Genomic DNA, 16000 nt, shown 5'->3' with positions numbered 1-16000 from the left:
AAAAAGCGGTGGCCGTAATCGCCGCGCCATCGTTATCAAAAAATCCATATTGGAGACGTGCATGTCCATTCTTCGTAAATTTCATGTGCTGGCGCCGCTGGTGCTGGCCGGGCTGTTGGGCCATGCGCTGCCGGCCGCTGCTCAGGAATATCCCAGCCGTCCCATCACACTGATCGTGCCGTTCTCGGCCGGGGGAGGGGTCGACGTCATGGCGCGGCTGCTGGCTGAAAAGCTGCGCGATTCGCTGCATCAGAACATCGTGGTGGAAAACAAGCCGGGCGCCAGCGGGATGCTGGGGGCACAATTTGTGGCCAGGGCTTCCGCCGATGGCTATACCTTGCTGCTAGGGTCGGCGGGCGAGACGGCGATCAATCCATACGTGTACAAAGCACGCATGGCGTACCAGCCCGAAAAGGATCTGGCGCCGATTTCGCTCGTTGCGCGAGTACCGAATGTGCTGGTGGCCGGGCCGTCGCTGCAGGTGAATACCGTTGCTGAGCTGGTCGCCCAGGCCAAGGCCAATCCGGGCAAACTGACCTATGCGACGAGCGGCGTGGGCAATCCACAGCACTTGAACGGGGCCTTGCTGCAATTAATCGCCGGGGTCGAGATGGTGCATGTCCCGTATAAAGGTGCAGCCGGGCAATTGGCGGATGTGGCGGGTGGGAACGTGGATATGACGTTCGTGAGTTATGCGGGGGCCAAACCGTTCATTGATGCGAATCGGGTCAAGGCGCTGGCGGTGACCTCGGCACAACGGGCAAGCTTTGCCAAGGACATCCCGGCAATTGCCGAAACGCCGGGACTGTCGGCCTATCGTCTGGAGAACTGGTTTGGTTTGTTCGCACCCGCCAAGACACCCGAGACGGTGCTGGAGCGTATCAATCAGGCCGTGACGGCCGCATTGAAGGATCCGGAATTGGTGCAGCGCTTGCGTGATCAAGGCGGCGAAGTGCAGGCCATGTCTGTTTCTGAGTTCAAACAATTCATTCAACACGAGAGCGAGCAGTACAAGTCGATTGTGACGCAGGCCAATATCACGGCTGAACATTGATCAGGAGACGTCATGTACGCCTATGTCGGAAGCCGCACGACGCGTGAACGCAATGCGCGAGGCGAAGGGATCAGTGTTTTCAAGGTCGATCCGGAAACGGCGGCCCTGCAACGGATTCAGTTGTTGGACGGATTGGAAAATCCTTCTTTTCTGACGTTGAACGCGCGTGGGGATCGCTTGTATGCCGTGCACGGCGATACGACACGGGTGAGCGCCTATGCAATTGATGGCGACAGCGGGACGCTGACGGCGTTGAATACGGAGCAGACACAGGGCAAGAATCCGGTCGATCTTGCGGTGGACCCCAGCGGCAGATTTCTGATCGTGTGCAATCACATCGGCGCCAGTATGGTGGTGCTGCCCATTGCCGAGGATGGTTCGCTGTTGCCGTTGGTGCAGCTTGTGCCGGTGGCGGGCGTTGCTGGCCCGCATCGTATCGAGCAGCCGCATGCCAAACCGCATGCCTGTCCGTTTTCGCCTGATGGCCGATACGTGGTGGTGCCCGATAAAGGGACCGACCGCGTGCTCTCATTTCGTTTTGAGGCGGGGCGGTTGTCAGTGCCGCCCGTCGAGGCAGTGGCACGCGAAGCCTCAGGGCCACGCCATATCGCGTTTCATCCATCGGCGCAGTATGCGTATTGTGTCAACGAGCTGGATTCGACGGTGACAGCGTATCGCTACGATGCGCACACCGGGTCATTGAGCCCGCTACAAATCCTGTCGACGCTGCCTTCAACGTTTACCGGCAACAGCCGCGCGGCTGAAATCATGGTGAGTGATGATGGGCGCTACGTCTATGCCTCGAATCGCGGGCATGACAGCATCGCCGTGTTTCGTGTCGATGCGGCGACGGGGATGTTGACGTGGCTGGACGCCTATGCGTCGGGAGGGCGAACGCCGCGTTATATGACGTTCTTGCCTGGTGGCCGTTTCCTGTATGCGCTGAATGAAGACAGCGATAGCATCGTGACGATGCAAGTGGATGCGGCAACGGGGCTGCTGTCGCCGGCCGGAGACTTGGTGGCTGTGGGAAGCCCGGTATGTATGGTTTTCTCGCGTGGGCGTGAGTGATGGGCCTGCTGATGGGGGACTATTGGACGTTGCAGTGCGGGGATCGAGTTCCGTTGGACGTCGAAGGGGGGCAGTGACCGCGTTGGCGCTTCACGGAGTCGGTCGGCCGCCTTCGCGTCCGACTGCCGCATCGCTAGTCTCGTCCGGCCCCTCCGGGCCTACCTACGACTTCCGCTCGCGCGACTCCGAGGCGCGCCAACGCAGTCACTGCCCCCCTTCGACTCGCAGAATCTCTGACTCCCTCGTCGCTGGCACGGCTGGTTTTCTTAGGCTTCGTAGGAACTGGCTTTTGCAAGGACGAATATCTTGCAGGGTGGCGATCCATGGGCGCCTACGGGCGCGCCCATGGATCGCGTTCGTGATCTGCATGCGAAGGCTTTGGCATCGGTGGCGAACAGAAGATCTCTCGAGCAACGATTTCTCATAGGCCAGCAGGAAATTGTTCGCACCACGACTTCGCGACACGCCAACCTGAACCCCGCTATTCATAGCCAACTACTTCACGCCCAGATGTTTCGCGAACGTCGCAGGATCGGTGTTGGTGCCGCAGAGCAATACGCCGACTCGTTGACCGGCCAACTCGTCCTTGAGTTTTCCGGCCAACGCTGCAGTCGCCGCAGCGCAAGCGGGTTCGGTCGCCAGTTTGAGTTGATCGAATAGCAGCCGCATCGCGCTACGCAGATCGTCATCCGAGACAGTGACGAGACGGTCGACATTCTGGCGGCACAGGTTATAGCTGTATTGCTCGGTATGAGGCGCCATGAGGCTGTCGGCGATGCTTTGCATGGGGCCCATTTTGACGGGGCCATTGGTGGCAAAGCTGCGATGCATGGCATCGGCGCCTTCGGGCTCTACGCCGATGACTTGGCACTGGGGATCGAGCAGTTTGATGGCGGTGCTGACGCCTGCCATCAAACCGCCGCCACCGATGGGGACGATGACGGCGTCAAGCTTGCCAGCCTGTTGCAGCCACTCGTAGCCCAGCGTAGCGGTACCCAGAACGGTGCGATAGCCGTTGAACGGATGTACGAAGAATCGGCCCTCTTCGCTTTCAATACGGCGCACCGTTTCAAACGCCGACGGGCCGTCTTCGGCGAGGACGACCTCGGCGCCATACTGCCGGCATAGGGACACGCGAGCAGGGCTTGCCGTCTTGATCATGACGACCTTGGCGGGGATCTCTAAACGCATGGCAGCGTAGGCGACGGCGACTGCGTGATTGCCGGCAGAGACGCAGGTCACGCCGGCGTTGCGCTGGGCTTCGCCAAGCGCAAGCAGATTGGAAAAGGCCCCGCGTGCCTTGAACGTTCCGCTGGCTTGGAACAATTCAAATTTGAAGCAAACATCCGTGCCCGCAACAGGATCGAAATCGGATTTGGCAACGACAGGCGTCGTGCGTACCCAGTGTTGCAGCTCACTATGCAGGTCGGTGATGGCGGCGAGGTCCGGAACGGGTAATGTTTCCGCAGAGGTGGTCATGATGATTTCCTATGGTTCAGCGCAAGCCTAATTTTTTGCGTACGGCAATGAGCGAGATCAAGCTGATCACGGCCGCGAAAATGACATAGAAGCTCGGCGCGAGCTTGTTGCCGCTGGTCGATATCAGCCAGGCGATGATGAAGGGCGCGAATCCCCCAAAGATTGTGACGGCGATGTTGTAGCCGAGGGACATGCCAGTCGTGCGCGACTGGGTCGGGAACAGGTCGGTCAACAACGCAGGCAGCGCACCGAAGTAGCCCGCCAACAAGACGCCGATCACGAATTGCACCACTATCATGGTGGCAAAGGTGGGCGACGATCTCAGCAATAAGAACAGCGGATACATCAAGACGAGAAAGAGCACTGCCGAGGTCAGCATGACACCGGTGCGCCCGTGCCGATCAGACCAGTGACCGACGATGGGCGCAAAGATGAATTGAACGACGCCGGTGACCAGGGTCGCGGCAAACGCGGCGGACGCGGGGATACCCAGTTGCTTTACCGCATACGTGGGCATGTAGAGGATCAGATAGGTCGCAACCGTGCCCAGTACGACAGAGCCTATGGCCAGGATCAAGCGCGTGCGGTGTTGAGTGAAGGTATCGGCCAATGGTGATTCCGTACGCTCCGCCGCGAGAAACTCTGGCGTCTCGTCGATGCGCGTGCGGATGTAGTACGCGACGGGGCCGATCAAGAGGCCAAAGAAAAACGGCACACGCCAACCCCAGCTCTCGAGTTGTTCGGTCGTCAACCAGGCATTGAGGCCAGTGCCGAAGCCGGCGGCCAGGATGGTGGTCAGGCCTTGGCTGGCGACTTGCCAGCTGGCAAAGAAGCCGCGGCGGTTCGGACTGTGCTCGGCCAGAAAGGCGGTAGCGCTACCGAACTCTCCGCCTGCGGAAAAGCCCTGGATCATGCGCGCGATCACAATGCCGATGGGCGCCCAGATACCGATCGCGGCATAGGTGGGCATGACGGCGATCATCAATGTGCCCAGCATCATGAGCATGATGGCCAGCGTCAAGGTAGCGCGGCGGCCGACACGATCGGCGTACACACCCAGCACTAATGCGCCCAGGGGGCGCATGAAAAACGACACGCCAAAGGTACCCAGCGTGATCAGCAGCGAAATCGTTTCGTTTTCGTTCGGAAAAAACAGGCGCGAAATGGTCGCGGCAAAAAAGCCGTAAACCACCAGGTCAAACCATTCCAGTGCATTGCCGATTGAGGCGGCGGCGATCAGGCGCCCTGCTGAAGGAGAGGCCTTGCCTGTTGCTGGCGATACCGTTGATGCGGTGTCCATGGATGAAGTGTCCGAAAGTGAGACAGAGCGTTTGAATGGATGCTGTCAGACAGCGTTAAATACAAAGCCGGAAAACAGAATGTCGTCCGGCTGAAGTCCCATGGTCGCAATAGTGCGGCCATGGGTGCAAGGATAGCGCCAAACTCAGGCCTTGCCTGCGCCGGCTTGAGCAATGGCTTCGATCTCGATCAACGCGCCTGGCACCATCAGATCGGCACGCACTGTTGAGCGCGCCGGTAACGTGGCATCGCCAAAGAACGCACCGTAGGCTGCATCGAACGCCGCGAAGTCTTCGGTGCGGGTCAACCAGACTGTGGCCTTGACGATGTCGCGCGCGGTGAGTCCGGCGGCTTTGAGTTGGCGTTCGATGTTTTCCAGGCAGACGCGTGTCTGTGTGGTGACGTCATCGCCGATCAGGCGAAAGCCTTCGCCAAATGCCATCTGGCCGGAGACGAAAACCAGATCGCCTGCGCGGCGATACAGCGAGAAATTGGGTTGACGGCGAATGGGGGCGGGAGCAGATGTGTTGGTTTGCATGAGGCAGATCCGTGTGGATAAAAAGACGATCAGGACTTGCGTACGCTGTGCCGGTGAAGCGTGATGGGAGGCATGGCGAGTGAACTCCTATGGTGCTCGTAGGGCATGGCTACGCGTGCGGACGTGAGCGGTGCCGCATATCAGGCATCGTGGAAAATAGTGAACTCGTCGACGGGTACACGCGTCGTGCGATATTGATTGGCTGGATCGTCGACGTCTTGATAGCCCATTGATATGCCGCAGGCCACGATCTGATCGTCGGGGATGTTCAGCTGTTGTTTGACGATATCGGGATAGTTGGCCAGGGCCGCCTGTGGACAAGTATCCAGGCCGCAGCCACGAGCCATGATCATGATGTTTTGCAAGAACATGCCGTAATCGAGCCAGCTCCCTTTGTCCATGTCGTTGTCGATCGTGAACAGCAGTACGCAGGGCGCGCCAAAAAATTCAAAATTGCGGCCGATCTGCCGTGCCGAGGCGTCGCGGTCGCCTTTCTGGATACCCAGCAGGTTATATAACCCCCAACCCGTTGCGCGGCGCCGTTCCAGATAGGGGCTGCGCCAGTTGACAGGGTAATACTGGTATTCGCGTCGCTCGGGCTCTCCACGCTGATGGGCTTGCAGCAAGGCCTGCGACAGCGCATCGCGGCGAGCCCCTGTGACGACGTGGACTTTCCAGGGCTGGATGTTGCTGCCGCTGGGTGCGCGCGCCGCCGCTTCCAGAATGTGGCGAATGCGTTCAGTGGGCACTGGCGTAGGCAAAAAACCGCGAATACTTTGCCGCGAGACGATGGCTTGCTCAACGGCGTGCTGTACATCGTTCATTTCAATCTTCCCTAAGTCCGGTATCCAGGTCGATGGGCGTCAACCCGAGGATAGCGAGTTCATGTCACCGGTCAGACGGTTGGCACCTCTGGCGCATCCGCGTTGACGCGAGGGCTGCCATATTTGAATGATCCCTGTGCTGAGGCCAACACGCGGCCGTCGGGGGCGGTCACCGTGGCTTGAGAGAAATAGATCTTGCGTCCACTGCCGGTGACAGTACCCGTCGCCAGGACATGGCCGCTTTTGACCGAGCCGATAAAGTTGATGGCCAGTGAGATGGTCACGGAGTTGCTGCGCTCGGCATGATCGGGATCGATACCCGCATAACCACAGGCGGCATCCAACAGGGCGGAGACAACACCGCCTTGTAACGCGCCCTGGCGATTGAGATGGTTGGGTTGCAGCGCCATGCGGATGACGACGCGGCCGTCGCCCCAACTCTCGATCGTGGCGCCCAGCGAGTGCAGAAAAGGATTGTCTTCGAAACGGCTCATGATACGTAGCAATGGATAGTGGAATCGGGCGCATGCACCCGGATACAACCATCGATGATACCGTTGATAGATCAATTTGTCGGCTGAACCTGCCGCACAACAGGTGTCGCACAAGCGGCGAGGCGGACAATGAATCATCATCGTCCGCCTCGCGTGCGTGTGGTGAGTGCTGCCAGCGCTGCTGGCGCGCATCGGCCCCGGTTGGGGTCAGAACGCGATGCTGGCGCTCAAGCTATAAGTACGCGGATCCCCGGCCTTGATGTAGTTTTCGGACTGATACAGCCAGTAGCGCTTGTTGGTGAGGTTGTTGATGCCGGCACGGATGGTCGTGTTGTAGCCATAGATGCGCGTGTCGTAGGTGGCGCCGATATTAAAGACAGTGTAGTCGTCGACCTCGATGTTGTTAGACGCGTCCAGCATGATCCCGCCCGTGTATTTGGCATCGGCCCGCAGTTTCAGACCTGGCAGTTGCGGCACATCATAGACAACTTGTGCTGCGGCGATGAATTTGGGGGCGCCTGCGACGCGGTTGCCGTTGTGATCGGCGCCTTTTTTGTACTCGCTATCGAGCAGCATGATGCTGCCGCCGACATTCCAGTCCCGCGCGACGCGAGCCGAGGCCCCGAGCTCCAGGCCCTGGTAAATCGACTTGCCGCCTTGTACCAGCTCTTGTCCTCCGTCTGCGAGCTGCCGGGCGTACTCCGATTTTTTCTCGATGCGAAAGAGTGCGGCGGTCGCTGACCAATCCTCGTTTTCGGTCTTGATGCCCAGCTCGTATTGTTTGCTCTTGAGCGGACTGAGCAGGGCGCCGCGGTTTTCATAGGTATTGCCGACGACGGAGCCCGGTTCCAGGGATTCGATGTAGCTGGCATACGCCATGGTCTGCGGCGTGAGGTTGTACATCAGCGCCACGGTCGGTGTCAGGACGCCGTTTTTCTCATAGGGTTCGGAACGAACGCCGGTGGCGTCAAAACCTTGTTGCTCATAATTGGTGTAGCGCAGCCCGCCCAGGATCGACCAGCCGCCGGTCAAGTCAATCGTGTCGCTGGCGAACGCCGCTTTCTGTGTGATCTCTGCGGCGCGATACAGATCGAGCTGGCCCTCGCTGTAATAGGTGTTGGGATTCTGCTCATACAGATTGCCTGTACCCTGGAGCTGATACACACCATTGGAGCTGTAATCGTTCTTTTGCTTTTGCCACGACACGCCCAGCACGACTTGGTGTTTGAGCGGACCGGTACTGAATTTGCCTTCGGCCATGGCTTCCCATTGGTTATAGGAATAGGCCTCGCCATAGTCGGAACGGTAATCGTCGTAGTCGCCATCGCTATTGGTCAGCGACAGTACGGCTTCGTTGCGGCGTGTACGGGTGGAGTTATAGGTGTAGTGGGTGCTGACGTTCCAGTTGTCGTTTACCGCGTACTTCAGGCCTGTGGAGTAGAAGCGGAAAGCGTTGTCGGCATAGGGGCCTTCACCCTGAAGGTTGTCGTTATCGGCTCGCAGCGGCGAGGGCAGCGAAGTGCCGGACATGCCCGCGGCGGTGATGGTCGCGTCCTGCCTGATGGCCTTGCGGTCCTGGTAGATGGACTGAAAATCCCAGGTCAGCTTGTCGGTCAGACGCGCGTCCAGCGCCAGCGAGACAGAGTCGCGATAAAGTGAGCCATCGTTGTAGGTGGTGCCTTCTTCGTGGGTCGCGTTGAGCCGATAGCCGAATCGTCCGTCATCGCCGGCGCGGCCTCCCAGGTCGACGGATTCTCGCAACACGCTTTGCGAGGTATAGCCTAGCGTGATGTTGCGTACAGGTTCCTCAGTGGGTTTCTTGGTGACGTAGTTCAGCATGCCGCCCGGCGCGCCAAAACCATACATGAATCCCGAGGCGCCTTTGAGCAAGTCGATACGCTCGAACTGCTCGTAGGGCAAGGTGGTGACATAGCTGACAAAGGGCTTGCCATCGATGCGATAGGAGTTTTGCCAATCCAGTGGCAAGCCACGCACCGTCAGGTAGCTGGCCCAGGCCCCGTTGGATGAGCTGTTGTCGCCTACAGAGGCGTCCAATGCAAATACGTCGCCCAATTTGGAAACCTGGCGATTTTCGATATCTGCGGCGGTGACAACGGTGCTGGAGAATGGCGTTTCAAGTTGGGTGCGGCTGCCCAATGCGCCCGCGTTCACGGGCGTTTGCAGGTGCTCCAGCGAGTCATCGAAGGTATCGGCCTGGATGGTGACAGCCGGCAGTTGCGTCACGCTCGGCGCACTGGTTGAGGCCGATGCTTCAGTGGACTGCGCTTGGGCGCAAGTCGCATAGACGCCAGCCAAGGCCAGGGCGAGAACGGTGGGCAGGCTGGGACGTTGAGCGCTAAACCATGCCGGACGTTGCCGGAAATACATTGAGTAAGCCACGGAAGGGGCTCCAGACAGGAATGATGAGAAGGAAAACCTGTCTTTTTATTGAAAATACGAGTAATTCGCAATTACTTTTAATTATTGAAATGATTAAGTGCGGCTACCGATAAAAATCGGGGAGAACGAAAAAAACGGGCCCTGTCAGGGGCCCGTCGAAGGATCATCGCGGAATGCGCGGAATCAGTGCGCCGCTTTATACGCCTGGCGATAACGGTGCAATAACGGCTCGGTGTAGCCGTTGGGCTGCGTCAGGCCCTCGAACACCAGGGCGCTGGCCGCCTGGAACGCAATGGACGTGTCGAAATGACCGGCCATCGGTTGATACAGCGGGTCGTTGGCGTTTTGTTGATCGACGACTTTGGCCATGCGCTCCAGGGTTTCCTGCACTTGTTCGCGCGTGGCGATGCCATGACGCAACCAGTTGGCGATGTGCTGGCTGGAGATACGCAGCGTGGCGCGGTCTTCCATCAGGCCGACGTCGTTGATGTCCGGGACTTTCGAGCATCCGACGCCCTGGTCGATCCAGCGCACGACGTAGCCCAGGATGCCCTGGGCGTTGTTTTCCAGCTCGCGGCGGATGTCATCGGCGCTCCAGTCGGCGGGGTTGCCGACGGGGACGGTCAATAAGCCATTGAGCAGTTCGTCTTGTACGTCGGTGAGTTTGGTGCTTTCCAGTTGTTGCTGCACGGCAGACACGTCGACTTGGTGATAATGCAAGGCGTGCAGGGTGGCTGCGGTGGGTGAGGGCACCCACGCGGTATTGGCGCCAGCCTTGGGATGTGCAATTTTTTGCTCCAGCATGGCGGCCATCAGGTCAGGCATGGCCCACATGCCTTTGCCGATCTGGGCACGGCCGCGCAAGCCGCAATCCAGGCCGACCAGGACGTTGCTGCGCTCATAGGCGGCGATCCAGGCGCTGGATTTCATGTCGCCCTTGCGCATCATGGGACCTGCCTCCATGGTGGAGTGCATTTCGTCGCCCGTGCGATCGAGGAAACCCGTGTTGATGAAGGCAACGCGGCCGGCAGCGGCCAGGATGCAGGCCTTGAGGTTGACGCTGGTGCGCCGCTCTTCGTCCATGATGCCCATCTTGATCGTGTGGCGCGGCAGGCCGAGCAGGTTTTCGACACGATCGAACAGTTCATTGGCAAAGGCCGCTTCGATGGGGCCGTGCATCTTGGGTTTGACGATGTAGATCGAGCCCTTGCGCGAATTACGCTTGTTTGCACGGTCGGGCAGGGCCGTCAAAGTCGTCAGCACGGCGTCCAGGATGCCTTCCGGGATTTCGTTGCCGCTGGCATCCAGAATCGCCGGGTTGGTCATCAAGTGGCCAACGTTACGCACGAACAGCAGGGAACGGCCATGCAAGGTCAGTGTGCTCTTGCCGTCGGGCGTGCGGTATTCGCGGTCGGCATTCATGCGGCGCGTGAAGGTCTGGCCGTTTTTGGTGACGGCTTCGGTCAGATCGCCTTTCATGAGGCCGAGCCAGTTGCGGTAGATCTGCACTTTGTCATCCGCGTCGACGGCGGCGACGGAATCTTCGCAATCCATGATGGTGGTCAGTGCGGCTTCGACCACGACGTCTTTGACGCCCGCGGCATCCGTCGCGCCAATGGTGTGTGTGCGGTCGATCTGGATTTCGATGTGCAGGCCGTGATGTTTGAGCAAGACGGATTGCGGGGCCTGGGGCTCGCCGACATAGCCCACGAACTGCGTGGCGTCTTTCAGGCCAGTGCTGCCTTGTTTGGTCGTGACGACCAACTGGCCGTTGTCGATGGTGTAGGACGTGGCATCTGCATGCGAACCCTGCGCGAGGGGCACGGCTTGATCCAGCACGGCGCGCGCGCGGGCGATGACGGCCTCGCCGCGTTGCGGGAAATAGCCGCGGCCGGTATCGCCGGGCGTCGGGGGAATGGCGTCCGTCCCATACAGGGCATCGTACAGGCTGCCCCAGCGTGCGTTGGCGGCATTCAGGGCGTAGCGTGCATTGGACATGGGCACGACCAACTGCGGGCCGGCTTGCTCGGCGATTTCGGCGTCGACATCGGGCGTGGTGACTTGCACTGCGTCGGGGATGGGCAGCAGATAGCCGATTTTGGTGAGAAAGGCGCGGTAAGCGGCGAGATCGCGTACCGGCCCCGGATTGGCGCGATGCCAGTTGTCCAGCTCACTTTGCAGGCGGTCACGGTCGGCCAGCAGGGCGCGATTGCGCGGCGCGAGGTCACGCACGATGGCGGCAAAACCGCGCCAGAAATCTTGAGGGGCAATGCCGCTTGCGGGCAGGGCCTCGTTTTGGATGAATTGGTGAAGGACGGCCGCCACTTGCAGGCCATCTTGCTCAATACGTTCAGTCATCATTTGCTCGCAAAAAATCAGGGGCGGGCGCAACCAGCGCGATGAACCTACATGATCCGGGCATGTGGCCACGATGTCTACCTCCGAACCCACTGGTCATACCAGTTTATTTGGTTTGAATTTGCGGTAATGGACTTTTTTATGTTTCTATTTCAATTACTTGACTGGATTCGGTATGCATGTGGCATGCTGGAGGATCACCCGGTCATACCAGTGAGCCCCGTATGGAAACAGAAACTGCGACAGCAGGACGCCAGGTTGCCGATGTGGTGGCCGAACGTATTGAACGCCTGATCATGGATGGCGTGCTCAAAGCCGGGCAGGCATTGCCGTCTGAGCGCCGTTTGACGGAAAAGCTCGGCGCTTCTCGTACGGCCCTGCGCGAGGGACTGAAACTCTTGCGCGCACGCGGCATCATTCACACCGAACAAGGCAAGGGTTCATTCGTCGCGCCGATTTCGCAGGTGGATGCGGGGCCGCTGGTGCATTTGTTCCATTCCCAGCCGCGCACGCTGTATGACCTGTTGGAGGTGCGCGCCCTGCTCGAGGGGGAGTCTGCGCGCCTGGCGGCGATTCGAGGGACCGAGGCGGATTTCATCATGATCCGCCGGCGTTATCAGGCCATGATGGACGCGCACGAGCAGGATACCGATATTGCGACGCACGCCCATCTGGATCACGCATTTCATTTGGCCGTGTGCGAGGCCTCGCATAACCCTGTGCTGACGCATACGCTGCAATCGCTGACGGATCTGATGCTGGGGTCGGTGTTTGCCTGTGTGAATAATCTGTACCATCGCCAGCCGCACAAGCAGCAGATCGATCATCAGCACACGGCCGTGTTCGAGGCGGTGACGGCGCGTCTGCCGGATCAGGCCCATCAAGCCGCCACGAATCATGTCAACAGCGTGCGGCAAAGCCTGGGCGAGATTGAGCAAGAAGAGCAGCGCCTGGTGCGGGCGACGCTACGCTTGGAGGGCTGGGCGTAGTCTGCGTCGTCGCGGACGCCGGCTCGAGTCAACGCTGTCTCCGATCGGCATCGATGTTGCCTGGGGAACGGTAATACGGCGTCAAGCGGGCGCGAGCCCCGCGTCCAGACGCACAAAGGCCTCCCGAAGGAGGCCAGTGTGCCGGGGGAGGAGGGGGGGCCCCCGATCGGGACAATCAGCTATTGGACGGCGGATAGTCCAGGTCACCAAACGAGTAGTTGCCCGAAGCTTTGGCTTCGGCCAGTTCGGCTTGTACTTGAGCGCGGCTCAGGCGGCTGCCATTGTCGGCCACGGCAGCGGGATAATCTTCTTCACCGTAGGTCACGAGGCCGGCGGCCTTGGCTTGGGCCAATTGGGCTTGAACTTCAGCGCGGCTGAGGCTGGGGCCTTGGGCGGCGACGGTGGGCGGATAGTCCAGATCACCAAAGCTGTATTGGCCAGTGGCCTTGGCCTGAGCCAGTTCGGCCTGGACTTGGGCGCGGGTGATGGGTTGGGTGTTGGTATCAGCGGCTTGGGCGCCGGCGGCGACACCCAGGGATAACAGGATGGCAGTAGCAAGGGTTTTCATGACGATCTCCAGTTCATTGTCTTGGGACCATCGCACCCGGCAGTTGAAATTTTAGGGGGTGTGATTGTTGCCCGTTGAAGACATTGTGTGCCTGTTGAGACCTGGGATAAACCCTAGTTTTCTGAAAATATTTTTCCAAAAATAAGGATAATTGGTGACGGTTTTGTGAAAACCGTGCGATTTCCCTGATAAATGGAATAGACGAATCCTGGCCAAGCTCGTCTACCGGGATCTATCGCCGATGTGTTCGGGCAGGGATTCCGTCTCAGCTGCTAGCGTTGCAGCTCGTCTTCCGCGTCTTTCAGGTCGGCCTGGGCTTCTTCGAGTTTGCGTTGGGCCTTGTTGATTTTGTCTTGTTTGCCTTTGGCGCGTACCTCGGCGAGTTCTTCTTCGCGTTCCTGGACTTCTTCTTTGCGTTCATCGATGGCTTGCAGGCGATCTTTGCGTAAAGACTCGTCGGTGCAGGATCCGCGCGCCTCTGATAGCGCACGGCGCAGACCCGCCTCGCGATGGGTGTTGCCATTGGCCTGTGCGGCGGCGATGTCGTTTTCGATGTGGCAGAACTTGGCCGCGCAACTGCGCAAGGCGCTGCAGTCCTGGATGGCGGCCGCGGGGGCGGCTTGGACGGAGAGGGCCGGCACGATCAGGGCGGCGCCGGCAAACCAGCAGGAAAGGCGGGGTAGAACGGACATGGTGACTCCTCTTTGCATGCCCGCTACCCGGGCGTCAGATAAGTGTACCGGCCAGTGCTGCCGCGATCAGCAGCAGGCCAGTCCAGAGGTTCGCACGAAACAGCATCAGGCTGCGTGCCGGCCGTTGCAGATCAAAAATATACAGTTGCCAAGCCAAGTGCACCGCGACGGCAAAGATGCCGACTTGGTAAGCCCAGTGCATACCGATATCGTAGCCGCCCCATGCCCACAGAATGATGGTTGCGACATAAAACCCGCCCACCCATTGTTTGCCGCGGGCACCAAATCGCAGGGCCGTCGAACGCAGGCCGAGCTGCTGGTCGTCGCGCACGTCGATGTAGGCGTAGATGCTGTCATAGCCGACTTGCCACAGCACAGCGCCCAGCCACATGGCAATGGCACCCAGCGGTACGGTGTTTTGCGTATCGGACCATGCCATCAGCATGCCCCAGTTAAAGCAGATGCCCAATACGACCTGCGGCCAGTAGGTGACGCGCTTGCACAATGGGTAGATGAACACGAAGGGCAGGACGGCGACTGCCAGCCAACGGCTCATTTCGTTAATGAAAAACAGCAGCGATCCGCAGACCAGCAACTGGCCCAGCAAGAACCACACTGCCTGGCGCATGCTGAGCTGGCCGCTGGTCAGTGGGCGAAACCGGGTGCGTTCGACATGTTTGTCGATATCGCGGTCGCACATGTCGTTGACGGTGCAACCGATGCCGCGCATCAGCAAGGCGCCGAGCGAGAATACGATCAATCGGCCCAGATCCGGCAGGCCGCCGGCAGCCTGGATCAGCGTGGCGATGCAAGGCAACAGCGTCAGCCAGGTGCCAATAGGGCGATCCAGGCGGCATAGGCGTGCGTAGGGACGCCACGATTTGGGTAGCCAACGTTCGACCCAGTCAGTAAAGACGATGTCGTTCAGATCGGGAGAGGGGGTTTGCTGCGCGCTCACCATAATGACAGCTCGATGGATAGGCGTGTGCTGGGACCAGGCGGCGCCGTGGAAGGCGCCGCCCAACGTAAACGATCAGACGTATTGTTTGATCAACTTGCCCAGAATGGCAATGCCGGAGCGGATCTTGTCCTCAGGGACGGTGACAAAGCTCAGGCGCAAGGTGTTGGTCTGGGGCTTGCCTGCGTAGAACGGCTTGCCGGGAACAAAGGCTACGTTTTGCTCAATGGCCTCGGCCAGCAGCTTGGTGCTGTCGATGTGCTCCGGCAACGTGACCCACAGGAACATGCCGCCCTCTGGGACAGTCCACTTGACGGTGCCGGGGAATTCCTGGGCCAGGGCGTCCAGCATGCAGCGGCCTTGTACGCGGTAGATTTCGCGCACGGTCGGCAGGTGCTCTTCCAGGAAACCGTCTTTTACCGCCTCGTAGACGGCCATCTGGGTCAACGTCGGCGTGTGCAGGTCAGTGGCTTGTTTGGCCTGGACCAGTTTGTCGATGATGCTGCGATGGGCGGCGATATAGCCCAGACGCAGACCCGGCGCCAGGACTTTCGAGAATGTGCCCAGGCGGATCACGTTGGCGCCGTATTCGCTGGCCAGGGCCAGCAGACCCGGCTGCGGTTCGCCGGCGTAGCGCAGTTCACCGTAGGGGTCGTCTTCGATGATGGGCAGACCCAGTTGGGCCGCACGCTGGACCAGGGCCTTGCGGCGCTCCAGGGTCAGGGTGCGGCCCGTGGGATTCTGGAAATTGGGCAGCGCGTACAGAAAACGGGCATCTGCGGCCAACTCGGGCGTGATGGCCTCGGGAATCAGGCCGCCCTCGTCGGTCGCGACGGGTACGAACTTGGGCTGATACAGGCTGAACGATTGCAGTGCGCCCAGGTAGCTGGGGTCTTCAACCAGGACTTTGCTGCCTTCGTCGATCAGGACTTTGCCCAGCAGATCCAGGGCTTGTTGCGAGCCCGAAACGATCAGGATCTGATCAGGCGTGACCTGTGCCCCGGCGCGGTTCAGATCCTCGGCCACCCATTTACGCAGCGGGGCATAACCCTCGGTGGGACCGTATTGCAGGGCCGCGCGGCCGTTGTCGGCCAATACCTTGTCGAACGCCGCTCGTACTACTTCTACCGGGAAACCGCTGGGGGCAGGCAGGCCTCCGGCAAAGGAAATCACCTCGGGACGTTCGGTGACTTTGAGGATTTCGCGGATAGCGGAGCTGGTCAGTTGTTGAGCGCGTTGGGAAAACACGCACACGGGTTCGAGAGGCTGGTCCATG

The 16000-nt window shown here is 59.8% G+C and carries 14 protein-coding genes; 3 read left to right on the top strand and 11 right to left on the bottom strand.

Annotated features, from left to right (window positions below):
- The first annotated feature begins 61 nt into the window (after positions 1–61).
- Both ACYVI2_RS10555 and ACYVI2_RS10550 read left to right on the top strand, forming a co-directional pair.
- Entirely contained in the window at positions 62–1054 is a 993-nt protein-coding gene (locus ACYVI2_RS10555) for a Bug family tripartite tricarboxylate transporter substrate binding protein (protein ID WP_415821315.1), read from the top strand.
- Positions 1055–1066: 12 nt separating this feature from the next.
- Entirely contained in the window at positions 1067–2125 is a 1059-nt protein-coding gene (locus tag ACYVI2_RS10550; RefSeq protein ID WP_415821314.1) for a lactonase family protein, read from the top strand.
- 495 nt (positions 2126–2620) lie between these two features.
- On the opposite strand, the gene ACYVI2_RS10545 is transcribed toward ACYVI2_RS10550, so the two are convergent.
- The 7 genes from ACYVI2_RS10545 to ACYVI2_RS10515 form a co-directional block, all read right to left on the bottom strand.
- Positions 2621–3604 (bottom strand): threonine/serine dehydratase, encoded by a 984-nt coding sequence (locus ACYVI2_RS10545; protein WP_415820711.1) that lies wholly within the window; start codon positions 3602–3604, stop codon positions 2621–2623.
- A gap of 16 nt (positions 3605–3620) precedes the next feature.
- Entirely contained in the window at positions 3621–4904 is a 1284-nt protein-coding gene (locus tag ACYVI2_RS10540) for an MFS transporter (RefSeq protein WP_415820712.1), read from the bottom strand.
- 144 nt (positions 4905–5048) lie between these two features.
- Positions 5049–5441 (bottom strand): RidA family protein, encoded by a 393-nt coding sequence (locus tag ACYVI2_RS10535; protein WP_415820714.1) that lies wholly within the window; start codon positions 5439–5441, stop codon positions 5049–5051.
- Positions 5442–5581: 140 nt separating this feature from the next.
- Positions 5582–6265 (bottom strand): nitroreductase, encoded by a 684-nt coding sequence (locus ACYVI2_RS10530; RefSeq protein ID WP_415820715.1) that lies wholly within the window; start codon positions 6263–6265, stop codon positions 5582–5584.
- 71 nt (positions 6266–6336) lie between these two features.
- Complete coding sequence (locus ACYVI2_RS10525) at positions 6337–6759, bottom strand: PaaI family thioesterase (protein ID WP_415820716.1); 423 nt, start codon at positions 6757–6759, stop codon at positions 6337–6339.
- Between the two features lie 207 nt (positions 6760–6966).
- Positions 6967–9147, bottom strand: coding sequence for a TonB-dependent siderophore receptor (locus ACYVI2_RS10520; protein WP_415820785.1), 2181 nt, complete (start codon positions 9145–9147; stop codon positions 6967–6969).
- 195 nt (positions 9148–9342) lie between these two features.
- Positions 9343–11517 carry a malate synthase G gene (locus ACYVI2_RS10515; RefSeq protein ID WP_415820786.1) on the bottom strand — a complete coding sequence of 725 codons (2175 nt, stop codon included), beginning with the start codon at positions 11515–11517 and terminating at the stop codon, positions 9343–9345.
- Positions 11518–11741: 224 nt separating this feature from the next.
- Between ACYVI2_RS10515 and glcC the strand changes: the two genes are divergently transcribed.
- On the top strand, positions 11742–12506 hold the full coding sequence (gene glcC / locus ACYVI2_RS10510) for a transcriptional regulator GlcC (RefSeq protein WP_415820717.1): 765 nt from the start codon (positions 11742–11744) through the stop codon (positions 12504–12506).
- Positions 12507–12681: 175 nt separating this feature from the next.
- On the opposite strand, the gene ACYVI2_RS10505 is transcribed toward glcC, so the two are convergent.
- The 4 genes from ACYVI2_RS10505 to ACYVI2_RS10490 all read right to left on the bottom strand — a co-directional run bounded on the left by ACYVI2_RS10505 (position 12682) and on the right by ACYVI2_RS10490 (position 15999).
- Positions 12682–13074 (bottom strand): DUF4148 domain-containing protein, encoded by a 393-nt coding sequence (locus tag ACYVI2_RS10505; RefSeq protein WP_415820718.1) that lies wholly within the window; start codon positions 13072–13074, stop codon positions 12682–12684.
- Positions 13075–13346: 272 nt separating this feature from the next.
- Positions 13347–13766 carry a DUF1090 domain-containing protein gene (locus ACYVI2_RS10500; RefSeq protein ID WP_415820719.1) on the bottom strand — a complete coding sequence of 140 codons (420 nt, stop codon included), beginning with the start codon at positions 13764–13766 and terminating at the stop codon, positions 13347–13349.
- A 34-nt stretch (positions 13767–13800) separates the two neighbouring features.
- Entirely contained in the window at positions 13801–14724 is a 924-nt protein-coding gene (gene ubiA / locus ACYVI2_RS10495; protein ID WP_415820787.1) for a 4-hydroxybenzoate octaprenyltransferase, read from the bottom strand.
- A gap of 75 nt (positions 14725–14799) precedes the next feature.
- On the bottom strand, positions 14800–15999 hold the full coding sequence (locus ACYVI2_RS10490; protein WP_415820720.1) for an aminotransferase-like domain-containing protein: 1200 nt from the start codon (positions 15997–15999) through the stop codon (positions 14800–14802).
- Position 16000 lies beyond the last annotated feature (1 nt).

The organism is Bordetella tumbae, from assembly GCF_054780995.1.
This window is presented reverse-complemented; position numbering and strand designations above follow the sequence as displayed.